This window comes from Pantoea sp. X-Soil-OKNW-556 (assembly GCF_059730695.1).
In genome coordinates this window covers 2,670,730-2,694,276 of sequence record NZ_AP035990.1, presented here as the reverse complement: position 1 = coordinate 2,694,276, position 23,547 = coordinate 2,670,730, and the positions used below count along the sequence as shown (strand labels likewise).

General features: G+C 53.0%; 16 protein-coding genes. 12 read left to right on the top strand and 4 right to left on the bottom strand.

The features are described 5' to 3' along the window. The first annotated feature begins 44 nt into the window (after window positions 1-44). Window positions 45-3,473 carry a glycosyltransferase family 2 protein gene (locus AC6I8T_RS12715; protein WP_497833973.1) on the top strand — a complete coding sequence of 1,143 codons (3,429 nt, stop codon included), beginning with the start codon at window positions 45-47 and terminating at the stop codon, window positions 3,471-3,473. Window positions 3,474-3,507: 34 nt separating this feature from the next. Continuing rightward, on the top strand, window positions 3,508-4,659 hold the full coding sequence (locus tag AC6I8T_RS12710) for a DegT/DnrJ/EryC1/StrS family aminotransferase (protein WP_208724121.1): 1,152 nt from the start codon (window positions 3,508-3,510) through the stop codon (window positions 4,657-4,659). 41 nt (window positions 4,660-4,700) lie between these two features. Here the strand turns inward: AC6I8T_RS12710 and AC6I8T_RS12705 are convergent, their stop codons facing one another. The 3 genes from AC6I8T_RS12705 to rfbD all read right to left on the bottom strand — a co-directional run bounded on the left by AC6I8T_RS12705 (window position 4,701) and on the right by rfbD (window position 7,999). After that, complete coding sequence (locus AC6I8T_RS12705; RefSeq protein ID WP_208724122.1) at window positions 4,701-5,846, bottom strand: Gfo/Idh/MocA family protein; 1,146 nt, start codon at window positions 5,844-5,846, stop codon at window positions 4,701-4,703. After that, the gene (locus AC6I8T_RS12700) at window positions 5,843-7,024 is read right to left on the bottom strand and encodes an ATP-grasp domain-containing protein (protein WP_497833972.1); all 1,182 of its coding nucleotides are present in this window, start codon (window positions 7,022-7,024) and stop codon (window positions 5,843-5,845) included. The genes AC6I8T_RS12705 and AC6I8T_RS12700 overlap by 4 nt, the downstream gene beginning before the upstream one ends. Window positions 7,025-7,114: 90 nt before the next feature. After that, complete coding sequence (gene rfbD / locus AC6I8T_RS12695; protein ID WP_208724124.1) at window positions 7,115-7,999, bottom strand: dTDP-4-dehydrorhamnose reductase; 885 nt, start codon at window positions 7,997-7,999, stop codon at window positions 7,115-7,117. Between the two features lie 349 nt (window positions 8,000-8,348). Between rfbD and AC6I8T_RS12690 the strand changes: the two genes are divergently transcribed. From AC6I8T_RS12690 to AC6I8T_RS12650, 9 genes are all read left to right on the top strand, one after another. Further along, window positions 8,349-9,317, top strand: coding sequence for an HNH endonuclease signature motif containing protein (locus AC6I8T_RS12690; protein WP_208724125.1), 969 nt, complete (start codon window positions 8,349-8,351; stop codon window positions 9,315-9,317). Window positions 9,318-9,459: 142 nt separating this feature from the next. After that, entirely contained in the window at window positions 9,460-10,182 is a 723-nt protein-coding gene (locus tag AC6I8T_RS12685) for an RNA polymerase sigma factor FliA (protein ID WP_013509526.1), read from the top strand. A gap of 49 nt (window positions 10,183-10,231) precedes the next feature. Next, window positions 10,232-10,735: a flagella biosynthesis regulatory protein FliZ gene (gene fliZ / locus AC6I8T_RS12680; protein WP_013509525.1), complete on the top strand. Its 504-nt coding sequence runs from the start codon at window positions 10,232-10,234 to the stop codon at window positions 10,733-10,735. Window positions 10,736-10,866: 131 nt separating this feature from the next. After that, a complete protein-coding gene (locus AC6I8T_RS12675) occupies window positions 10,867-11,853 on the top strand; it encodes a D-cysteine desulfhydrase (protein ID WP_497833971.1) in 987 nt (328 codons plus the stop codon). Between the two features lie 101 nt (window positions 11,854-11,954). Beyond that, window positions 11,955-12,755, top strand: a complete 801-nt coding sequence (gene tcyJ / locus AC6I8T_RS12670; protein WP_021182894.1) for a cystine ABC transporter substrate-binding protein — start codon at window positions 11,955-11,957, stop codon at window positions 12,753-12,755. Further along, entirely contained in the window at window positions 12,755-13,423 is a 669-nt protein-coding gene (gene tcyL, locus AC6I8T_RS12665) for a cystine ABC transporter permease (RefSeq protein ID WP_021182895.1), read from the top strand. Before tcyJ ends, tcyL begins: the two co-directional genes overlap by 1 nt. Further along, window positions 13,420-14,172 carry an L-cystine ABC transporter ATP-binding protein TcyN gene (gene tcyN / locus AC6I8T_RS12660; protein ID WP_021182896.1) on the top strand — a complete coding sequence of 251 codons (753 nt, stop codon included), beginning with the start codon at window positions 13,420-13,422 and terminating at the stop codon, window positions 14,170-14,172. Before tcyL ends, tcyN begins: the two co-directional genes overlap by 4 nt. Window positions 14,173-14,397: 225 nt before the next feature. Then, on the top strand, window positions 14,398-15,489 hold the full coding sequence (locus AC6I8T_RS12655) for an acyltransferase family protein (RefSeq protein ID WP_497833970.1): 1,092 nt from the start codon (window positions 14,398-14,400) through the stop codon (window positions 15,487-15,489). Window positions 15,490-15,904: 415 nt separating this feature from the next. Continuing rightward, entirely contained in the window at window positions 15,905-16,987 is a 1,083-nt protein-coding gene (locus AC6I8T_RS12650; RefSeq protein ID WP_021182899.1) for an acyltransferase family protein, read from the top strand. A 144-nt stretch (window positions 16,988-17,131) separates the two neighbouring features. On the opposite strand, the gene putA is transcribed toward AC6I8T_RS12650, so the two are convergent. Continuing rightward, window positions 17,132-21,076, bottom strand: a complete 3,945-nt coding sequence (gene putA, locus AC6I8T_RS12645; protein ID WP_497833969.1) for a trifunctional transcriptional regulator/proline dehydrogenase/L-glutamate gamma-semialdehyde dehydrogenase — start codon at window positions 21,074-21,076, stop codon at window positions 17,132-17,134. Between the two features lie 301 nt (window positions 21,077-21,377). Here putA and putP point away from each other — a divergent pair, with 301 nt between their 5' ends. Then, window positions 21,378-22,862 carry a sodium/proline symporter PutP gene (gene putP / locus AC6I8T_RS12640; protein WP_497833968.1) on the top strand — a complete coding sequence of 495 codons (1,485 nt, stop codon included), beginning with the start codon at window positions 21,378-21,380 and terminating at the stop codon, window positions 22,860-22,862. Window positions 22,863-23,547: the final 685 nt, after the last annotated feature.

Sequence of the window (23,547 nt, the reverse complement as noted above, 5' to 3'; positions counted from 1 at the left end):
GAAAATTTGCCCGGCAACACTTGCCGCTCAATATACGCGTAACCATGATGACGACTATTCAGGACGAAAATTTCCCTTATTTCATTATCGCGCCAGATTACCGCGACTCTTCTGCTGGCGTGCAGGTTATGCATCGCTTGTGCCATCTGTTAAATGAAAGTGGCAGACGCGCATGGATGGTGAATTGTAAGGTCAATCCAGAATGGAATACCCCGGCGGTGACCGGGAAAGAGTTGCGTGACTACCGTTTGCGCGGCGGCCTGTTTATTGCTGTTTATCCAGAAGTTGTCAGCGGGAATCCACATCAGGCTCCGGTCGTGGTGCGATATATGTTGAACCGTGAGTCGGCAATTAATGGCAATACATTACAAGACAAGGTGGGCGACCTCTTTTATTGGTATCGACCGGAGTTCGCTGCAAAGCACCACCACGCCAATATTCTCAATATTGAGTGTTATGACCTTGACCTGTTTTGTGATGAGCAGCGTAAACGTAATCGTGATGTGCTGTACCTGAATCGAGTTCCAGAATCTGCCGTTGACTTCGCGTCATTGCCTGCGGATATACAGATTCTCTCCATGCGTAATCCGTTATCGTTGCCACAACTCGCCGAAATACTCAAAACTACCCGTACGTTATATACCTATGAATCCTCGGGAACAGGATTGCTAGCCGTACTCTGTGGTTGTCCGGTGGTGGCGTTGACGGCCAGGGGCTATGAACAGCATGCGGTAACACCCGCAACGATCAATGATCTAAATGGATTAGGCTATTGTTGGGATGACAAACCTGGGACCCTGGAGAGGGTGCGCAGTAACATCGGAGAGATGCATGATGTGTTACTTGAGCGCCGTAAACAGACTGCGTCACAGCTTGACCATCTGGTGAGCTCTTCACAGCAGGCAGCCAGAGAATTTCAGCAAACGGTTTGGGAAGGACGCCTGGAAAATTGGTTGGTGAACCGAAGTTTGACACCTGCGCTGAAAAGCAAACTGCAATTTACGCAGATGCCTCGTTTGCTTATCACGATTTTTGATGATGCTGAACATCCCGATCGCTTGTCGTTAACGCTTGATACGCTGGCTGAACGTCCTGCTTACGTGGCTGTTGTCATTGTTTCATCGCGTCAGGATGCCGCAAGGCAAGGTGTTGAGGTTGTTGCACTGACGCATTGGCGAGGGTGGTTGGCACGGCAGGTTGCTGAGGATACTTTTGATTGGTTGCAGTGTATTCCTGCTGGTGGTTTTTATAGCGCTGAGTGCTGGCCGGGCCTGGCACATTTCCTTGCGAGTCAGACGCAAGTGCAGGCGGTGTATGCCGACGAGTTATGGCTTGATGCTAACGGTGAGCCGGTTCCACATCTCAAACCGCAATGGGATTGGGATCTGTTCAGTAACGCACCCGAAATCTATCTCAAACGCTGCCTGCTGGCGCGAAGTGCATTCGCTCAATGGCTGGATACAGCCCATTTAACGCAGGCACTGGACGTTAGCGTGCTGCAACAACTTTATCTCCATGCCGGTGTTATGGCTATTCGGCATTATCCAGACCTGATCTGTATTTTGCCGCAGCCGCAAGTGCACACCGAGGAGAGTGATGAGGCTGCTCAGGCGCTAAACGCGTTGACAATCCAACGAGGTTATCCGACGGCCTCCGTAGAGGTACAACCCGGTTTGCCGATGCGTGTTGTGTACCATCATCGAGCGCAACCCTTGGTTTCTTTAATACTGCTGGCGGGCAACAAACTGGCGGCTCTTGAACGTGCAATCACCAGTTTGCTGCAATATAACGCATGGGCAAATACCGAATTGCTGGTGATCAATCATCAACATAGTGATAGCACGATCAATACATGGCTGGAGGGACTCGCAAGCATTGATCCTGCGCGTATCCGGGTGATTAATCTTACTGTCGGCTGGCAGCCTGTAATATTACGCAATCGTGCTTCGCAACACGCCAAAGGCGAGTTTCTTTGCTTTATCGAACCTCACCTGATTTTCTTTAGTGATAACTGGCTTTCTGCGCTGATGAATCACGCTCAACGTCAGGAAGTGGCTGTGGTTGGTCCAAAACTGATCCATACGGAGCAGCATATCCTGTCGGCTGGCATCATTGGTGGTTATCGTGGCCTTGCCGGGCACATTGGTAAGGGCGAACGTTGGGATTCGATGATCGCCGCCGGTTTCCTGCAAAGTGACCGTTATTCTCGCCTGTTAGATGGGCAATGCCTGGTGGTTCGCCAAACATGCTGGCATGAGATGAAGGGACTGGACGAGAGTTATGGCGACATTGCTCTGGCGGAAATCGATTTTTTCCTCAAGGTCGCGCAAGCTGGTTACCTGTCCATCTGGACGCCCCACAGTGTGGTCGCAACTGATGCTGATGCGCGTGGATTTAATCCATCTTCTGTCGAGGCTTCGCATCTTCAGCAGCAATGGGGCAGAAGTCTATTCTGTGACCCTGGCTATCACCCCAGTCATTCTCTGTATGGCGAACCCTTCACGGTTGATGAAAGCGTCAAGCAAATGTGGCCAGCATTCACCCAGGCAAACATCCCACGCGTCGTTTGGGTACAGGGAGATAACGGTATGCCCGCCAGCGCTTACCTGGGTGAGATACTGAGCGCGATGGCGCAGCAACAACAGATTGCGTTGCTCACATATGATGCCCTCGCACCTTGGGTGTTGGTGCGCTTACAGCCAGACATGCTGATCATATCGGCGGAGGTGGGCGAACGCCAACTGGGGCATCTTAAGTCGATTACCACCATGACCGGTTGCCAGACGTATTGCTTACCTGAGGCTGGCATCAATCAGCAAGCAGTCCAGGGACTGTTGCATGCCGATTGGCTCGCTGGCTGGCTGGTACGCAACGAAGAATTAAAACTCTGGCTGCAAAAACGTAAGCAAACGGTCTATTCCCTGCCATCGTTGGTGGTCATGCCAAAACTTCAGTTAGGAGTCGCCCCACGCGGCACGAAACTGCGGGTGTTATGTGACACTCTGCAATTAAGTGATGCTGATAAGCGCTTCTTTGCCCCTGTCATCAACGAAACCGCGGGATTTATCGATTGGGTCATTCGTGGCGATGTTCCCGCCGGTTGGTTTGCCGGTGTGAGTGAAATACATCGAACGCACTCTGTGCTAGTGAACGCTGATGACATCATATCCCTGCAAGTCAATCTGGCGGTGCTGTTTCGTCTCAACAATGATGAAAACCGCTTCAAAGATAATTTGCCCCTGCTGCATTACCAGGCGGCTTCGCTTCCGGTGTTGTGCAGTGAGCATATCGCGTTGGCACACGGCGGGTCAGTAGCAGCGGTAAGGAATAAAGACAATGTTTGGATTACTCGCTTACGTGAATGGCATCAGAACGTTGAGTCGGCAGTTGTGTCGCCAGTAACCCGCGAAAACCAGTCAACGACAAACACGCTTGCGACCTTTTGGCAGCAGGCCGGTGTAGATCTCCATTAACCGTGACACATTACTTTGCCCGCAGGGGGCCACGATGAAAAAAATCGCGCCACATTACGACAACAAAAATATTCTGGTGACCAGCCCCTTACTGCCGCCACTGGAGGAGTTTATTCCTTACCTCGAAAATATCTGGCAGAGCAAATACCTGACCAACGGGGGCCCGTATCACCAGGCCCTGGAAGCTGCGCTGGCAGAATACCTGGGTGTGAAACATATCTGCTTGTTTTCTAATGGCACGCTGGCATTGATGACCGCGTTACAGGCGCTGCGTATTGATGGTGAGGTGATCACCACACCATACTCCTTTGTGGCAACCTCACATTCGTTGTTGTGGAACGGCATCAAGCCGGTGTTTGTCGATATTGATCCTCAAACCTGTAACCTCGACCCGGCCAAAATTGAGGCGGCAATTACGCCTAAAACCAGCGCCATCATGCCTGTGCATTGTTACGGCCTGCCGTGTGACACCGATGCGATTCAGCGCATTGCCGATACTTATGGCTTACGCGTGATTTATGACGCGGCACACGCTTTTGCCGTGAAACGTGAAGGGGTCAGCATCCTGAATCATGGTGATTTATCGGTGCTGAGTTTCCATGCCACGAAGGTGTTTAATACCTTCGAAGGCGGTGCGATTATTTGCCCGGATGAGAAGATTAAACGTCGCATTGATTATCTGAAGAACTTCGGTTTTGCTGATGAAACAACGGTCGTAGCGGCGGGCATCAATGGCAAAATGAGCGAATTCCAGGCGGCATTTGGTATGTTGCAGCTAAAGCATGTGGATGCCGCGTTTGGTGTGCGTCAACGAATTTATCAACGCTATGCTGAGGCGTTAGCCGTGGTGCCAGGGGTATCGTTGTTGCAGGCGGATGCGCAAACCGAATGGAATTACGCCTACTGCCCGCTGTTTATCCACCCGGAACACTTTCCGCTGACGCGCGACCAGCTTTATCAACAGATGAAGGACGCAGGGATTTACGCCCGTCGCTACTTCTATCCACTGATTTCGCAGTTCCCGATGTATAAAGGTTATGAGTCGTCTCATCCTGACAATCTGCCGGTTGCCAGTGCCACTTCCCAGCAGGTGCTGTGCCTGCCGATCCATCCCACGCTGACTGAGACAGAGCAAGTGCGCATTATTGATATTGTGTTGGCAGCCAGTCAGACCGCGGCGGCCTGAGAACGGCTCCCCCCGAAAGGGGGGAGCAAAGTGTTAGCGCATTAACCGGTCGCAGTGGCGGGATGGGAAAGCAAGTCCAGCAGCGTTACTGGCTGGTGTAACGTGGCACTGCGTTGGGCTTTTTCGAGAAAATTCAGCCCGCTCAGTGCCGTATCAATACCCTGACTGTAGTCGTTGTGTTCGCCACGTAAACTCTGGGCGATATCCGCATAGTAGTTAGCAAAGGCTTCGATAAATCCAGCCGGATGACCTGCCTTGAAGCGGCAGTAGCGTGGCAGGTTAGCGATGCGGTTGGCATTATCGGTACGGTCAATCAAAGTGACCTGGCCGTGCACATTGCTGAGTTTCAGGGTTTCCGGTTCCACCTGTAACCACTCCGCGCTACCTTTATCGCCCATTACCCGGATACGTAAGCCATTGCGGTAACCCAGCGCCGCCTTGCCGTACCAATACTGGCATACCAGACCATCTTCATAGCGGGAAACAGCATGGACGGTGTCGATAATGTTGGGTAACGTCGTGAAGTGGCTATTGATCGCATAGACATCGGTCGCCCGACGTTGCGCAATAAAATCCACTAACTGATGCACATGAACACCGAGATCGAGCGATACAGTGGGGATCACTCCGTCGGACTGACGCCAGCTTTGTGGCCGTGCTACATCCCCGGCCATATTGCGACGGCTAAAGCCCTCCTGCGGCATCTCTACCAGGATCTGCTGGATATTCCCCAGCTCGCCATCGGCAATGCGCTGGCGCAGCTCGCGCACCATTGGGTAACCGCTGTAGTTATAGGTAACAAACAGACGACCACCAGTACGTTGCAGGGTGTGGCTGACCACCAGCGCGCTGGCGACTGACTCCACCAATGCCTTTTCACATATCACCGCGACACCATATTCAAGGCAGCGCACGATGACGTCGAGATGATGCGGCGTAGGCAGTAAAATCACCACCGCATCCAGTTGTGAATGTTCTGCTGCCAGCAGCGCTTCATAATGGTCGTACAGACGATCGGTGGCGATGCCCCAGATCTGCGCTGTTTGTTGATTTATCTGTGCATCGCGGCTGAAACAGCCAGCGACCAGATGAAATTCACCATCCATCTGGGCGGCAATTTTGTGGGTCTGGCCGATGGCGGAATTGATGCCGCCACCAAGGAAGGCAATCCTGAGTGGTTGGGTCATGACTTTCTCTCCTGTTGCATCGGGGGATTAAGATACTGGTTCAGATGCGGCGTCAGTTGCGCCAGCCTGGTCAGGCTGTCGCACTCGGCAAACACCAGTCCTGCGCGGTCGCGCGGCGCGGCTTCCAGTGCATCGCCCGGTAACTTGAGGGGGATGACATCGAGTATTTTTGCCGGTAATGCGGCAAAGTGAAAACCCGCGAAACGGGTTGCTTCGGCGACGGAGACGGTATGACGGGCGATAAAACGCTGGCGTACCGGGCGGCGTTGGTCAAAGTGGTCATCAATATTGATAAAGGGGGCGACAAAATGGCTGCTGTAAGGCACACCGGTCGACAGGCTGATCAGGCGGCTGTAGAGATCACCTGGACAACGTCGTGTCAGTTCAATCAACCAAAAATCGTTGCCGTCGGTCATAAACTGGGTGTGTAGCAGGCCATCACACAGATTGAGCTGTGACGTCAACGTCGCCAGACAATCGCTGACGCGATCCTGTAATGTGCGGCTCAGTTGCGTGGTGAGAGAACTGCTGTTGACTTGCCACGGATAAACGGTGCAAAACTCATCGACATAAAATTCGCAGACGATTTCACCTTTACGAATAAAGGCGGAGTGACTGTGCAGCGTGCCATTAATAAACTGCTCAATCAACGCTTCACCGCTACGTGAAGCCTGTTGAGCAGCGAGGAAAGCAGCAGCTAACTGTTCGCGTTCAGAGATATGGGTAATCCCTAACCCGCTGTAGGCGTCAACTGGCTTAACGATCAGCGGTAAAGACAATCCATTGCTTTCGCTTAACTGCTGTACCGCTGCTGGCACCGGGAAATGGTTAGCCTGTGCCCATTGGCGAAACTGGTCCTTCTGGAACAACGTATCGGCAACATCCGGAGTGTCGAATCCGGAAAAACCAAGTTGTTCTGCGACGCGTGAACCGGTGAGATACGAGACATCCGTGACGCCGGGCAGCAGGGCCGAGATGCCCCATTCGCGACACAGGTCAATGACTTGCTGCACATCACCATAGTTAACAGGACTGCTGTCATCTGCAAAACGATGGCCAGGGTCTTGGTTTTTGCTGCCGCACACCGCCGTGCGGTAACCGTGCTGGCGTAATACATCCAGAAAGGGCAGTGAGGCGAATCCCGCATCAAGCAGCAGCGCCCGGGAGGGTGAAGACATGGCGTCCAACCTTAGCCTGAGTAAATTTAACCGCCTTATTTTATTCAGGCTTGGGTCAGTGCAATGGCAGAAACAGACAGGGTTTTTGGCTCAATTTGCCTTTTTCAACACGTTTGCTGCCAGCAGTTGAGGGACCACCTCGCTTAAACGGGCGCGCCAATCCGAAGAAGGGAAACCTAACTCGGCCAGGCGTAAGCTGCACAGGACTGAATTCCGTGGGCGCTTTGCCGGTGATGGCCACTGTTCACTACTAATGGGGGTGAGTTGCATGCTGGCGTAGGCCGGACAGATAGCCGTTGCTGCCTGGAAAATCGCCTGCGCAAAGCCAAACCAACTGATGGTTTCATTGCCGGCAAAATGCAAAACTCCTTTAACCTGCGGTTTCTGCGCCAAAAAGATGAGAAAATCGGCTAAATCACCGGCGTAGGTGGGATTACCAATCTGATCTTCGATAACACTGAGTTGCCGACGCTGCAATCCGATGTCGAGCATGGTACGTACAAAGTTTTGACCATATTCACTAAACACCCAGGATGAACGCACAATTAAGGCATCAGGTAAGGTGTTAATCAGCCGCACCTCCCCGGCAAATTTACTTAAGCCGTAAACATTGATCGGGGAGGGCGTGTCACCTTCCACCCAAGGCGTCGATTTATTGCCATCAAAAACATAGTCCGTAGACACATGAATTAGACGAGCGCCCGTTTGATTCGCCGCTTCAGCCAGCAAAGCCGGACCTTCTGCATTGACCGCTATTGCATGTTCGGGTTCGCTTTCCGCCTTGTCCACTGCGGTGTAAGCAGCAGCATTAATGACAACATCCGGGCGCAGATTCAGGAACCTGTGTTTTACGGATGGATAGTGCGTAATATTCAGTTCACCAGACGTGAAAGGATGAATATCCCATTCTGTCGGTAAGCGATCAATCAGGGTGCGCCCGAGTTGGCCGCCCGCGCCTGTCAGCAGGATACGCATGGGGTCAACTCCACCACATCGGACGGCCGTAACACCACGGCGTGCACACAGGATGTAATCGGGAGCTTGTGCCCGCCAACACCATTCCTTTCATAATTTGCTCTCATCTTGGTCCATTCACTGCGCGTGCAGAGTCATGACAGCAGCATACGAGTGAGTCAGGGTAATTAATGGCGCAAATAAACACTAAAAAAGCCGGTAATGCAGGGGATAAGGGGCAGAAAAATGACCTTTGTATGGATACCATAAAAAAGTAACCAACCTGTTACAGAACCCTGCAAATCTGCCGATAACTCCCTTCAGAATCACACGAATTTTTGCCGTACTTTTTCCATTTTCTGGGGTGTCTATGCGCTTCAATTATGACTTGTTACCCGGTGAGCTACTGACTTTCGAAGAGATCGCGTTGCGCTACATGCAGCAAAATCCTGATGATAAAGAGCTTACCGCCCGTGGGTTGCTGAGCCCGTCAACCAGCTATCGCAATTTGGTGATACGCGCGGTGTTCGCTCAGCAGGAGATCAATAGCCCGATTGAGGATCTGCTGTTTGTCTCGGACGACAACGAACGCAAAAACTATCTGCGTCGCTTTGAGCATTACCTGAAGAACCAGCAGGCTTTCCTCTATTTCCGCCGCACTGACGAAATAAAGAAAGAAAATCGCTGGAAGGTCGTCGGGGAAACCCGCGTCTACGCGATGCTCGATCCCCATTCGGCAGAGGCGCAGAACCTGCTGGCAAGCCGTGGCTTTAAGCTGGTGCTGATGCGCCAGAATGAAGACGACGAATATTGGCAGTTGTTCGACCCGCAGGCTCATCCCTGTTTTCCATTATCGCGCAAGGTGCAATTCCTGGTGGTGCTGAGTACACCGCAACATAAAGTCCCGATTGCGGTGATGCCCGGTACTGAAGTCGGCAGGCGGGTTAAAGCGCGAGTATTCCAGCGTGCCAGTCAGGCCGAGTTTAGCGCGGCGGTTAAAGCGCGCTACGGCGCTTGCGTGATCACTGGCACGCGATTGACTGAACGACACAGCTGGCCGTGGGTCGAAGCCTGTCATATCGATACTCAGGAAAATGAAGAAGGATTTCTCGCCGATAATAGCGTGGATAACGGTTTGTTCCTGCGCAGTGACTTACAGCGGCTATTTATTAACCGCATGTTAAGCATCGATGCGGAAACCGGTCAGGTGGTGTTCAACGCGCAACTTGAAAGCGATGGCAACATTAGCCCTTTCTATCAGTCGCTTGAGGGGAAAACCTGCGTGTTATGGGACAACGTACCGCCCGGCACGCGCCAGCGCCTGCGTAATCTGCGTTAGGGAAGTCTTGGGTGGCGGCCTGCTGTGCCGCCATCAATTACAAATTGAAATAACCGCGCTTTGCCCGCCTATTCCTCCAATCAAAACGCCCTACAGAATTAGATAATCATGCCGATAACTTTATTAACGCAGGGTAGTCAACGTGAACGATCTCTATACCGCCGATGGCGTGATGGATAAACATTCGCTCTGGCAGCGCTACGTTCCTCTGGTGCGGCACGAAGCGCTTCGCCTACAGGTACGGTTGCCCGCCAGCGTTGAGCTTGACGATCTGTTGCAGGCCGGTGGCATTGGCTTACTGAATGCCGTGGAACGCTACGACGCGTTACAGGGCACCGCCTTTACCACCTACGCCGTGCAGCGTATCCGGGGAGCAATGCTGGATGAATTGCGCAGTCGCGACTGGGCACCTCGTAGCGTACGCCGTAATGCGCGCGAAGTGGCTGGCGCCATGCATCAGGTAGAGCAAGCGATGGGGCGCGCGGCTACCGAGCAGGAAGTGGCTGATCAATTGAATGTTTCGCTGGAGGAGTATCGGCAGATTCTGCTCGATACCAACAACAGCCAACTCTTCTCCTACGACGAGTATCGGGAAGAACACGGTGACAGCGCAGAGCTGGTGACGGAAGGGCATGAAGAAGCCAACCCGCTTCATCAACTGATGGAAGGGAATCTGCGTGAGCGCGTAATTGAAGCGATCGAGGCATTGCCCGAGCGTGAAAAATTAGTGCTGACACTGTACTACCAGGAAGAACTGAACCTGAAGGAGATTGGCGCGGTGCTGGAAGTGGGCGAATCCCGCGTCAGCCAACTGCACAGTCAGGCGATCAAACGCCTGCGTGCCCGTTTAACGGGAGCGCGCTGACAGAATCAGTTCCTGGGGATCCAAAAAAAATAAAACCGGGGACTCAGCAATGGGAGCCAAATCCAAAGCCAGACCTTTAAGTCGCTACCTTAAAGACTACAAGCACAGCCAAAGCAATTGTTCACATTGTGGCAAGGTTCTTGACCGTATGGCGTTAGTGTTCCGCGGCCAGATCATCAATAAAGAGGCCATTGCTCGCATGGACCAAATGATTGACGATCAGGTGTGGATGAAACTCCAGCCGGAATTGACTGCGTTGTGCCGTTTTTGCAGCGATATTTTTTGTAATACTCATCCGAATTACTTCGATATCATGGCGTTCAAGCAATACCTCTTTGAACAGACTGAGATGAGTCACAGCACCATCCGCGAATACGTGGTGCGTTTACGTCGACTCGATGACATGCTCAAGGCGAAAAATTTCCCGGCAGAACGTTTGCGGGGCAACAGCTGGCATGAGTGTCTGGAGAACGATTTACCTGATGCCGGTAATAATAATTACCGCATCGCTTTGCGTAAATATGACCAGTTTTTAGGCTGGCAGCGCAGCTAACTGTGATCCTCCCCCTGTTGTTGTCGAAGACGCCAGCAACAGGGACTGCACCCGGTGAATTCCGGGTGCGACTTTTCTCATCTTCTGCAACACTGTAAGAATAATTGCAATTTGCCCGAATGGAGGCTGCATTGTCCTTACATCTTTTGCACCAATTCCCTCGTCTTGAGCTGCTGGGTGCTCCCACGCCGCTAGAGCATTTGCCCCGTCTTTCTGACTATCTTGGGCGTGATATTTTCATTAAACGTGATGATTTCACCCCGGTGGCGCTCGGTGGTAACAAGCTACGCAAACTCGAATTCCTCGCGGCCGATGCGCTGCGCGAAGGCACGGATGTGCTGCTGACGGCGGGTGCAATACAATCTAACCACGTACGTCAGACAGCGGCAGTGGCGGCACGTCTTGGTCTGAAGTGCGTGGCGTTGCTGGAAAACCCGATTGGCACCACGGCACAAAACTACCTGAGTAACGGCAACCGACTGCTGTTGGACCTGATGGACGTCGAGGTGGTGATGGTCGATGCGTTGCATAATCCGACGGCACAGTTGGCGGAGCAGGCTGAACGTCTCGAAGCACAGGGTTTTCGTCCTTATGTGGTGCCGGTGGGCGGTTCCAATGCACTGGGTGCACTCGGTTATGTGGAATGTGCCCAGGAAATTGCGCATCAAAGCGAAGGCGTGGTGGATTTTGCCGCCGTGGTGGTGGCATCCGGCAGTGCCGGTACCCATGCTGGCCTGGCGGTTGGTCTGGAGCAACTGCTGCCGGACAGCGAGCTGGTGGGTGTGACGGTGTCGCGCAAAGTGGCAGATCAACTGCCCGTGGTTGAGCGCATCCGCACGGCACTGGCGCAGCAGCTGGAGGTTGCAGCGCGCGCGCCCATTACGCTGTGGGATGAATATTATGCTCCGCGCTACGGCGAACCGAACGAAGAGGGGATGGAGGCGGTGAAGCTGCTGGCGCGGCTGGAAGGCATCATGCTTGACCCGGTGTATACCGGAAAAGCGATGGCCGGTTTGATTGACGGCATCAGCCAGAACCGTTTCCGTCGTGAAGGCCCGTTGTTATTTGTCCATACCGGCGGATCACCCGCGTTATTTGCTTATCATCCTTCGGTCTGAGACGCAGGTAAAAAAAGGTTTATAATCCGGCCGTTATTTGCCTGACCCGGTGAAATAACGCACACAACACACACAACTCACAAATAATAAATGGGGTATTTATGGCTTTCTCACAGGTTCGTCGCCAACTGGTGATGGGAGTGATGGCGGTGGCGCTGGTCGCCGGTTTCAATGTGAAAACCTTCGCGGCAGAAAATCTGCTGAATAAAGTGAAAGAACGCGGCACGCTGCTGGTGGGGCTGGAAGGAACCTATCCGCCGTTCAGCTTCCAGGATGAAAACGGCAAACTGACCGGTTTCGAAGTGGAATTCGCCCAGCAACTGGCGCAGCATCTTGGCGTGAAAGCCAGCCTGAAACCAACCAAATGGGACGGTATGCTGGCCGCGCTGGATTCAAAACGTATCGATGTGGTCATCAACCAGGTCACCATTTCGGATGAGCGTAAAAAGAAATATGACTTCTCCACGCCGTACACCATTTCCGGTGTGCAGGCGCTGACGCTGAAGAAAAACGCGGGCAGCATTACTAAGCCGGACGATCTCTCCGGTAAGAAAGTCGGTGTGGGTCTCGGCTCCAACTATGAACAGTGGCTGCGTGATAACGTGAAGGGCGTGGATATCCGCACCTATGATGATGACCCAACCAAATATCAGGACCTGCGTTCAGGCCGCCTTGATGCCATCCTGGTGGATCGTCTGGCCGCGCTGGATCTGGTGAAGAAAACTGGCGATACCATGGCAGTGGCAGGCCCGGCCTTCTCGCGTCTGGAATCTGGCGTGGCACTGCGTAAAGGTAATGATGATCTGCTGAAAGCGATTGATGCGGCGATTGCTGATATGCAGAAAGATGGCTCCCTGAGCAAACTTTCCGAGAAATGGTTCGGCGCGGACGTTACTAAATAATGCAGGAAAGCCTACAACTGGTGCTGGATTCAGCACCATTTTTACTCAAAGGCGCGGTGTTCACACTGCAACTGAGTATCGGCGGCATGTTCTTCGGGCTGATACTTGGCTTTGTGCTGGCATTGATGCGCCTGTCGCACTTCTGGCCGATTAACTGGCTGGCGCGATGTTATGTGTCGATCTTTCGTGGCACGCCGCTTATCGCCCAGCTGTTTATGATCTACTACGGCCTGCCGCAGTTTGGTATCGAGTTGGATCCCATTCCTTCCGCCATGATTGGTCTGTCGTTAAACACCGCCGCTTACGCCTCGGAATCGCTACGTGGCGCGATTGCTGCGATTGAGCGTGGTCAGTGGGAAGCGGCGGCCAGTATCGGTATGACGCCGTGGCAAACGCTGCGTCGCGTGATCCTGCCGCAAGCGGCACGTACCGCGCTACCGCCATTGGGCAACAGCTTTATCAGCCTGGTGAAAGATACCTCGCTGGCGGCCACGATTCAGGTGCCGGAGTTGTTCCGTCAGGCGCAGTTGATCACCTCGCGTACCCTGGAGGTGTTTACCATGTACCTGGCGGCGTCGGTGATTTATTGGGTGATGGCGACGGTACTCTCCGCCTTGCAGAATCGACTGGAAGCGCATGTTAATCGTCAGGATCGGGAGGCGAAATGAGTGCCATTGAAGTACGTCAGCTGGTGAAACAGTTTCACGGCCAGACGGTGCTGCACGGTATCGATCTGGACGTGGCTTCTGGCGAAGTGGTTGCGATTATCGGGCCGAGCGGTTCGGGTAAAACTACCTTATTGCGCAGCATCAACCTGCTGGAAGTGCCGGATAGTGGCACCATCCGGGTGGGCGAGATTGCCGTCGATGCTGCTCTCGGCATCAACAAACAGAAGGAACTGGTGCGCCGTCTGCGTCAGCAGGTGGGATTCGTGTTCCAGAATTTCAATCTGTTCCCCCATCGTTCGGTACTGGAAAACATTATCGAAGGGCCGGTGATCGTCAAAGGTGAACCGAAAGCGGAGGCCATTGCGCGTGCACGTTCATTGCTGGAGAAAGTGGGGCTGCACGGTAAGGAAGAGAGCTTCCCGCGACGCTTGTCCGGTGGACAGCAGCAGCGTGTGGCGATAGCGCGCGCACTGGCAATGCGCCCACAGGTGATTCTGTTCGACGAACCCACCTCAGCGCTTGATCCTGAGCTGGTGGGGGAGGTACTGAATACCATCCGTGCGCTGGCGGAAGAGAAGCGTACGATGGTGATTGTCACCCATGAGATGAGCTTTGCCCGCGACGTTGCTGACCGTGCCATCTTTATGGATCAGGGCCGTATCGTTGAGCAGGGGGTGGCGAAGGCGCTGTTCAGCAATCCGCAACATGCCCGTACCCGACAGTTCCTCGATAAATTCCTTAATCAATAATCTTAAGCGCCGTGGATGATTCACGGCGTTTTCCTCATTTTTCCACATCAGTTTCTTCCGAAAAAAATCAGCCTGATTTTCTCATTATGCTGATTTTTAAGTATTTATTTTACCTTCATTTACTCTGCTGGGTTCTTGCGGTCTTTTTAAGAGTGGTACTGATTGTGATGAATTAATAAATAAAAATAATTATTTACAAATTCATGACACAATCAGGACTTAACAATGACGTCTGCCAGGCAAGAGGTACTCTGGATCAATACGCTAAAAGGCGGCTGTATTTTGCTGGTGGTTCTGCACCACGCTATCATCACCACTTTTGCCCCATCGTTGCAGTATCTGACCGCCGGGATCATCCCTGCTGAAGGCTGGGTGACCTTTAATAAATACCTCTCCCCGTTACGTATGCCCGCTTTCTTCTTCGTCTCTGGCCTGCTGGCGGCGAGCGCCATCAGTAAAAAAAGCTGGCAGGAAGTGTTTACAAAGAAATTCAGCAACATACTGTATCTTTATTTGCTGTGGGGCGTGATTCAGTGGCTGTGCATCCACTACATTTCAACGCATATGATGGGTGACCGCTTATCGACGGCGAAAAACGCCGCCTACGCGGATTCTCCACTTCAGTTCATCAAGTTGCTGCTGCTGTCGATGACCAGCCTTTGGTATCTTTATGCGCTGGCAGGCTTTTTCCTGTTCACCAAGCTGTTTCACCGCCAGAAGGTGGCGCTGGTGCTGCTGGCAATTGTGGCTAACTATGCTGCTCAGCTCAGTCTGATCCCCGGTTGGGGCCCCGCCAGCGTGGCTCAGAACTATCTTTACTTTCTGCTTGGCGTTTTCTTTAGCGAGAGATTGATCGCCATCAGCCACCTTGAGCGGCAACACTGGCTGCTCCTGGCCGGTATCGCGTTAATCGGTGTGGCGCATCATGTCGGCGGTAGTTACAAGAATCCCTTCTATAGCCTGCTGACCATCGTGTTTGGCATTGTGCTGTGCCGCTTCCTCAATCAACGTTGCAATATGGCGTGGCTTAACTGGATTGGCCGGAACACGCTACAGATTTATGTGCTGCACCGCATCTTTATTGAACTGCTGGGATTAAGTGCGCTAACGCTCGCTTTGCACTATGGCTGGTTTGGTAACACCACCTTTAGCTGGGCATGGGCATTACTGATGCCGTTGGCAGGGGTAGCCGTCTGTACTTCGCTGTCATTAGTGGTCTGGACGCTATTAAATCATGGTCCGGGGCGGATGCTGTTTCTCTACCCACGTTTACTGCGTAAGCAAGCCACTGAAGCAAAATCATCGCCGTTATCCTGATGAAATACAGGCCAGTGAAAACTGGCCATTTCGCCATTTACAAGCAGCACAGGCAGAATTTTTTTTCTTAACTCTCTGCCACATGCTGTTTATTTTTACTTTTATTTGATTATCGTGTGGATTGAAAGCAGGTGAGTAAATCTTAATTATTGACCGCGTTTATTTGCGATTGATGTGTATCAATATTCACTTTAACGTTTAAATAAATGGAGAAAATTATTAGCCTGCTTAGTTATGCTGGTCGGTGTTATGACGTAACGCATTGTTATATAGGGCCAGTAAAAATTTTTTAAGACTTTCGCTACAGTCAGATTGCCTCGCCTGTTTGATAATCCCTCTCACTATTAAAAATGTCATACCTCATTTCTCGGCGTCAAATTTCGCGTTCAAGACTGACACAGCGGGAGTTAATCATATGAATAACACCAGGACCGATGAGATATTATGGGTGAACACCCTTAAAGGCACCTGCATTTTGTTAGTGGTGCTCTACCATACGGTTTTACCCGGATTCGAAAATACCGTGCATTATCTGTCGGCAGGCTGGCTGCCAGCGGAAATTTGGGTGAAGTTTAATACGATTCTGTCGCCACTGCGTATGCCTGCCTTCTTCTTTGTGTCGGGACTGCTGGCGGCGAATGGCATCATGAATCGCCCGTGGAAGCAGGTTTTCACCAGCCGCATTACCAATCTGTTCTATCTCTATATTTTATGGGGATTTATTCAGTGGTGGTCCATCGATGGCATTTCATCGGAAATCACCGGGCAACGTATTTCTGACAATACCAATGCGGCCTATGCCGGATCGCTGTTGGAGTTTCTGAAGCTCACCTTTATGGCGATGAGCACGTCATGGTATCTCTACGGTCTGGGCATTTATTTCCTGTTAGCCAAGATCTTTCGCGAGCAGAGAATGGCGTTGCTGGCGGTGGCGGTGGTGTTGAATTATCTGGCGGTAGTGAAAATTATCCCGTACTGGGGACCGCAGAGTCTGGCGCAATATCTTCTGTTTTTCCTGCTGGGGGCGTTCTGGAGTCCACTGATGCTGCGGCTCAGTAGCTGGAAGCGGGAAAATATGGTCCCCTGGGCACTGCTGGCCGCCTTTGCGGGGGTAAACATTATCTTTGGTGTCGGCAGGAACCTGTTTCTGTGCATCATCGCGGTGCTGTTAAGCGTGGCGATTTGCCGCTGGCTGAATGCGCATTTCCGCATGACCTATCTGAACTGGATTGGCCGCAATACCCTGCAAATTTATGTTATTCATCGCATATTTATTGAATATTTTGGCATGTCAGCCATTTTATTTGCGCAGCGCCATCATCTGTACGAGCAGGCGTGGTTCTCGATACTTTGGGCGTGCTTGTATCCGATTGCCATCGTAGCCATCTGTTCGTTGTGTTCGGTGTTGGTGTGGTCACTGACCAATCGCGGGTTGGGGCAGTCGCTGTTTGTGTTCCCGACATTAATTGGTATGAAGCGAAGAAAGACAGCCGCATAACGAAAAGCAAGCACATTCCGTAGCGGCGCGATTTATCGCGCAGGTTTTGCTGCAATACGCACGATATTGCGCGATAAATCGCGCCGCTACGGGTTTGTATCTGCATGCTTGCCAGCATAACTGGCAAGCATGTTATTGGTGACGTTAACCAATGGTCATCAGACTGGCGTTACCACCCGCTGCTGCGGTGTTGACGCTGAGCGAACGCTCAATCAGCAACCGTTCCAGCAGCAAATTGGTTTCCCCACGGGCGAAGCCCTGCACGGAAACAATAGCACCTTCACGCGCTGCGACCTGCTCGCACAGGTTGCGTAACTGATCGGCATCACCGTGGTAGATCACCGCATCAAACTCTGCGGCCAGCAGATCTTTTGCCAGCGTAATACGCTGCTGTACCGCCGCTGGTAAGGCAGCACGCAATGAACGATGTAGCTCGTCATCTGGCCATAGCGCCTGACTACCGACACTGGTGACAGCAGCCAGTTGCGTCAGTGCATCCTGTTGGTTGTCGGCAATACACAGCACCTGCTCACGCGGCAGCAAAGTAAAGGTATTGCGCTCACCGGTAGGACCCGGCAACAGACGGACGGTACCGGCCTGTGCCAACTGGTCATAACGTTGCGTCAGGGCCAGCAGCTCGGGTTTGTCCTGCGCCCATTGTTGCAATGCCTGGTGTGCGCTGAGCAGGGTGGTACGCAAGGTGCTATCCACCGGACGTTCAGCATCCTGACGATCAAACGTTGTAAGCAGCGCGCCATCCGGACGGTTCGCCAGCAGGCGATACAGATACAACGGGCCACCCGCTTTCGGTCCGGTGCCCGATAAACCTTCACCACCGAACGGTTGTACGCCAACCACCGCACCCACCATATTACGGTTAACATAGAGGTTGCCGACTTTGGCCCCTGCCGTTACCTGGGCGATGGTTTCGTCAATGCGCGTATGCACCCCCAGCGTTAAACCGTAACCGGAAGCATTGATCTGGTCGATCAGCTGCGGCAGATTATTGCGCGCAAAACGGACAACGTGCAGCACCGGACCAAACACTTCTTTATCCAGATCGCTGACCTGCTCCAGTTCAATCAACGTCGGTTTCACAAAGGTGCCGGTCGTCCACTCTTTCGTGTCCTGCGGATTTTCCTGTGCAGCCTGGTAGATGGTGAAACCTTTATTGCGCATAGCCTGAATATGGCGCTCGATATTGGCTTTGGCTTCGGCATCAATCACCGGGCCGATGTCCGTCGAGAGGCGTTCTGGGTTCCCCATGCGACATTCCGCCATCGCACCGCGCAGCATTTTTAACGTGTGTTCGGCGACATCTTCCTGCACGCACAGCAGACGCAGCGCCGAGCAGCGCTGACCTGCACTGTCGAACGCGGAGGCGACAATATCCACCACCACTTGTTCAGTCAGTGCTGATGAATCGACGATCATCGCGTTCATGCCGCCGGTTTCCGCAATCAATGGAGTAGGGCGTCCCTGTGGATCAAGACGTCCGGCAAGATTGCGTTGTAGCAGCGTCGCGACCGCCGTGGAACCGGTAAACATCACGCCGCGCACACGGTCATCACCGGTCAACTGTGCGCCGACAGTCTCACCGAGTCCTGGCAGCAGCTGCAACACGCCAGACGGCACACCGGCATCCAGCATAATCTGTACCGCCTGGGCGGCAATCAGCGGCGTTTGCTCGGCAGGTTTCGCCAGCACGCTGTTGCCTACGGCGAGCGCGGCGGCAATCTGCCCGCTGAAAATCGCCAGCGGGAAGTTCCACGGACTGATACACACCACCGGGCCGAGTGGACGGTGGGTTTCGTTGTCGAAATCGTCACGCACCATACCGGCGTAGTAATAGAGGAAATCAACCGCTTCGCGGACTTCGGCGATGGCGTTGTTATAGGTTTTACCCGCCTCACGCACCAGCAGGCCAATCAGTTGCTGCATCTGGCTTTCCATCATCTCAGCAGCGCGCTCCAGAATGGCGGCACGCTCCTGGGGTGGGGTGGCGAACCAGATCGGGCCGGCATTCACTGCCGCATCCAATGCTTGTGAGACTTCTTGCGGGGTGGCTTCACGTACGTGACCCACCACATCGGCTGGCGCAGATGGGTTGAGTACCGGGTTGCTGCTGCCGACAGCCAGTTCACCTTCAATCAGCGGCTGGGCCTGCCACGGCTGGCTGGCGCTGTTGAGCAAAGCACTGGAAAGCGAGGCCAGACGGTGTTCGTTGGCCAGGTCCAGACCGGCAGAGTTAACACGTTTCTCTCCGTACAGCTCACGCGGTAACGGAATTTTGGCGTGAGGCAGCCCCATTGCGCCTTCGCTGGCGCCCATTTTCTCCACTGCCGTCACCGGGTCAGCGACCAGCTCATCAATCGGCAATGAGGTATCGGCGATGCGGTTAACAAATGAGGTGTTGGCACCGTTTTCCAGCAGGCGACGTACCAGATAGGCCAACAGGGTTTCGTGCGTACCTACCGGCGCATAAATACGGCACGGACGATTGAGTTTGCCATCGGCGACTTTACCCACCACCTGTTCGTACAGCGGCTCACCCATGCCATGCAGGCACTGGAATTCGTACTGGCCCGGATAATAGTTATTCCCTGCCAGCTGATAAATGGCCGCGAGGGTGTGAGCGTTGTGGGTGGCAAACTGCGGATAGATCAGATTCGGCACCGCCAGCAGCTTGCGTGCGCAGGCCAGATAGGAGATATCGGTGTACACTTTGCGGGTATAGACCGGGTAGCCTTCCAGGCCGTCCATCTGGGCGCGTTTGATTTCGCTGTCCCAATAGGCACCTTTCACCAGACGAATCATCAGTCGGCGACGGCTACGCTGGGCCAGATCGACCAGGTAATCAATGACAAACGGACAACGCTTCTGGTAAGCCTGGATAACAAAGCCAATGCCGTTCCAACCTTCCAGCTCCGGCTCGAAGCAGAGTTTTTCCAGCAGATCGAGCGACAGTTCGAGGCGGTCAGCTTCTTCTGCATCGATGTTAATACCAATGTCATAAGAGCGAGCCAGCAGCGTCAGGGATTTCAGCGTGGGATAGAGTTCTTCCATGACGCGTTCATATTGCGCACGGCTGTAGCGCGGATGCAGTGCCGACAGTTTGATCGAGATCCCCGGACCTTCATAAATACCACGGCCATTGGACGCTTTGCCGATGGCATGGATCGCCTGCTGATAAGACACCAGATAGGCTTTGGCATCGCTGGCAGTCAGCGCTGCTTCGCCCAGCATGTCATACGAATAACGGAAACCTTTCTCTTCCAGCTTGCGTGCATTAGCCAGGGCTTCGGCGATAGTTTCGCCGGTGACGAACTGCTCACCCATCAGGCGCATCGCCATATCCACGCCTTTACGAATCAACGGCTCGCCGCTTTTACCGATAATCCGGTTGAGTGAGCGCGATAAATTCGCTTCGTTATGAGTCGAAACCAGACGGCCAGTGAACAGCAGACCCCAGGTGGCGGCATTTACGAACATCGACGGGCTACGACCGAGGTGGGATTGCCAGTTACCGTTGCTGATTTTGTCGCGGATCAACGCGTCACGCGTGGGTTTGTCCGGAATACGCAATAAGGCTTCCGCCAGACACATCAGCGCGACCCCCTCCTGCGAGGAGAGGGAAAACTCCTGCAACAGACTTTGCACCATCCCGGCGCGACCGGTTGCACCTTTCTGATGCCGTAATTTATCCGCGAGGCTGTACGCCAGTTGATGCGTTTTCTCCGCCAGTGGGGCAGGGAGACGGGCCTGTTCCAGCAGCATTGGCACTGCATCGGTTTCCGGGCGACGCCAGGCGGCGGTGATGGCTGAACGCGTCACCGACTGCGGCAGAATGTGTTCGGCAAAATCGAGGAAAGGTTGCACCGACTCTTCTGACGTTTGTTCTTCCGGCGCGCCCTCGATGAGTTGTAGCGGAATTTCCGGTAATGCGTCACCGGATTCCAGCTGTGTCAGGTAATTAAAAATTGCCTGTTTAATCAGCCAGTGCGGCGTGCGATCAATCTTCTGTGCTGCCAGTTTAATGCGATCGCGGGTAGCTTCATCCAGCTTCACCCCCATCGTGGTGGTTCCCATGCTTGCCTGTTCCTCAAAAGAGTAGAGAGAGTTCTGAAGTGATCTGCACTATTACCCATGTTGCAACTTTGTGCAACCGTGTTAAATGTGTGCCATGTCGTTAGTAGGATGTCTGTTGCAAGATTCTCGCCAGGGTTGCAACTCATCTGCTGGAGGTTTATTTCGGTGCAACCCGCTGTTGCCCCGATCACAACCTGTGAAACGTCGTTAACTCCGCGTATTCAAAGGCATTGTGCCAGACGCCGCTTTGCGGCAGGATACCGCGCCTTTATGGAGATCCAATAACAAGTGGAGAGACGAAATGAGTGTCAGTACACCGATGCTGGTGACTTTTGTTGTATATATCCTTGGGATGGTGTTGATTGGTTTCATTGCTTACCGTTCAACCAAAAACTTTGATGACTATATTCTCGGTGGGCGCAGCCTCGGAAGCGTAGTCACCGCGCTTTCAGCCGGTGCATCAGACATGAGCGGCTGGTTACTGATGGGCCTGCCTGGGGCGATTTTCCTGTCGGGTATTTCTGAGAGTTGGATTGCAATCGGTCTGACCATTGGTGCCTGGCTGAACTGGAAGATTGTCGCCGGACGCCTGCGTGTGCAAACCGAGCATCACAATAATGCGCTGACGCTGCCGGACTTCTTTACCAGCCGTTTTGAGGATCACAGTAAGATTCTGCGCGTTATCTCGGCGCTGGTTATTCTTATCTTCTTTACCATCTACTGCGCCTCGGGTGTGGTGGCCGGTGCCCGTCTGTTCGAAAGCACTTTCGGCATGGATTATCAGACCGCGCTGTGGGCGGGCGCTGCCGCAACCATTCTGTATACCTTAGTCGGCGGTTTCCTGGCTGTTAGCTGGACCGATACCGTGCAGGCCAGCCTGATGATTTTCGCGCTGATCCTGACCCCGGTGATTGTGATTGTCGCGGTGGGTGGCTTCTCCGATTCACTGGCGGTGATTGAAGCGAAAAGCCTCGAAAACCTGAATATGCTGAAAGGCCTGAATTTTGTGGCGATTGTGTCGCTGCTGGGCTGGGGGCTTGGATACTTTGGTCAGCCCCATATTCTGGCGCGCTTTATGGCGGCTGATTCGCATCGCTCCATCCGAACGGCGCGCCGTATCGGCATGACCTGGATGATTCTGTGCCTGGCGGGTGCGGTTGCGGTCGGTTTCTTCGGTATTGCTTACTTCCAGAACCATCCGGAGCAGGCGAGCGGCGTCAGCCAGAATGGTGAACGCGTGTTTATCGAGTTGGCACGTATTCTGTTTAACCCGTGGATTGCCGGTATTCTGCTGTCGGCCATTCTGGCGGCGGTAATGTCAACCCTGAGCTGTCAGTTGCTGGTCTGCTCCAGCGCGCTGACGGAAGATCTCTATAAAGGTTTCCTGCGCAAAAATGCCAGCCAGAAAGAGTTGGTATGGGTTGGGCGCTTGATGGTACTGCTGATTGCATTGATCGCCATTGCGCTGGCGTCAAACCCGGATAACCGCGTACTCGGTCTGGTCAGTTATGCCTGGGCGGGCTTTGGTGCGGCTTTTGGTCCGGTGGTGTTGTTCGGTGTGTGCTGGCAGCGTATGACACGCAACGGTGCTCTGGCTGGCATGGTGATTGGTGCCGCCACGGTGTTGGTGTGGAAACAATATGGCTGGCTGGGTCTGTATGAAATCATCCCTGGCTTCCTGTTCGCCAGCATCGCGATTGTCGTCGTCAGCCTGTTGGGCCGCGCACCCTCGCAGATGGCTCAACAACGCTTTGCCGCAGCGGAAGCGGAATATCTGACCAAATAAATCCTTCTCCCGAGATGTCACCCGCCTCATTAATGAGGCGGGTTTTTTATCGCACGTTTTGCAGAAGAAACGTTTCAGTGAGAATAGAAGCTGGGTAAGGGCCATTTACCTCAGTAAGCTCATCCTTGTTCCTTCTTACACCCGATTGATTAATAAATGTACTTTCCACTGACCAGACTGCGAAAACGGAGCAGCGATCTTTCATGTTTTTTAGTTGGATTAACTGGTCAGAATGATTTCCGAATCCTCCTAAAAACTTCATGCGCAGTCGAATTAATCAATTACATGATAAATAAAACAAATTTAATTTAAGCTGTGAACTGCTTACGGGGCCTGGTCACTTTTTGTTGGTCACCAGGTAAAATTACTGTTGCAAATTACCGCAAATATGATGCATTTTAATCATAAGCGTTGTCAGATGTGTGGCTAAGGTCACTGGAGTTCGCGCATGATTCGGTCCTTCAAAGGACAGGTAAATACCCTTCAATATACGCAGTTCACTGCGGGGGATTTTTTCCCTCGAAAGTTTCCTCTTCACTTTTCAAGCTTCGTTCTTTTTCAATCTCATATTTCTTACCGGTGCGTAACAGCGTTTGCGCGTTGTTGCACACTATTCTCAATGGCTCGAAACGGCTCTAAAGGAAGCCACGTCAACCTCTAAAGCGTTCACGTCATCGCAACAGGA

Coding starts and splice junctions, on each gene's coding strand:
- AC6I8T_RS12715 (WP_497833973.1), top strand. CDS start 45: ATGATGACGACTATTCAGGACGAAAATTTCCCTTATTTCATTATCGCG.
- AC6I8T_RS12710 (WP_208724121.1), top strand. CDS start 3,508: ATGAAAAAAATCGCGCCACATTACGACAACAAAAATATTCTGGTGACC.
- AC6I8T_RS12705 (WP_208724122.1), bottom strand. CDS start 5,846: ATGACCCAACCACTCAGGATTGCCTTCCTTGGTGGCGGCATCAATTCC.
- AC6I8T_RS12700 (WP_497833972.1), bottom strand. CDS start 7,024: ATGTCTTCACCCTCCCGGGCGCTGCTGCTTGATGCGGGATTCGCCTCA.
- rfbD (WP_208724124.1), bottom strand. CDS start 7,999: ATGCGTATCCTGCTGACAGGCGCGGGCGGCCAACTCGGGCGCACCCTG.
- AC6I8T_RS12690 (WP_208724125.1), top strand. CDS start 8,349: ATGCGCTTCAATTATGACTTGTTACCCGGTGAGCTACTGACTTTCGAA.
- fliZ (WP_013509525.1), top strand. CDS start 10,232: ATGGGAGCCAAATCCAAAGCCAGACCTTTAAGTCGCTACCTTAAAGAC.
- tcyJ (WP_021182894.1), top strand. CDS start 11,955: ATGGCTTTCTCACAGGTTCGTCGCCAACTGGTGATGGGAGTGATGGCG.
- tcyL (WP_021182895.1), top strand. CDS start 12,755: ATGCAGGAAAGCCTACAACTGGTGCTGGATTCAGCACCATTTTTACTC.
- tcyN (WP_021182896.1), top strand. CDS start 13,420: ATGAGTGCCATTGAAGTACGTCAGCTGGTGAAACAGTTTCACGGCCAG.
- AC6I8T_RS12655 (WP_497833970.1), top strand. CDS start 14,398: ATGACGTCTGCCAGGCAAGAGGTACTCTGGATCAATACGCTAAAAGGC.
- AC6I8T_RS12650 (WP_021182899.1), top strand. CDS start 15,905: ATGAATAACACCAGGACCGATGAGATATTATGGGTGAACACCCTTAAA.
- putA (WP_497833969.1), bottom strand. CDS start 21,076: ATGGGAACCACCACGATGGGGGTGAAGCTGGATGAAGCTACCCGCGAT.
- putP (WP_497833968.1), top strand. CDS start 21,378: ATGAGTGTCAGTACACCGATGCTGGTGACTTTTGTTGTATATATCCTT.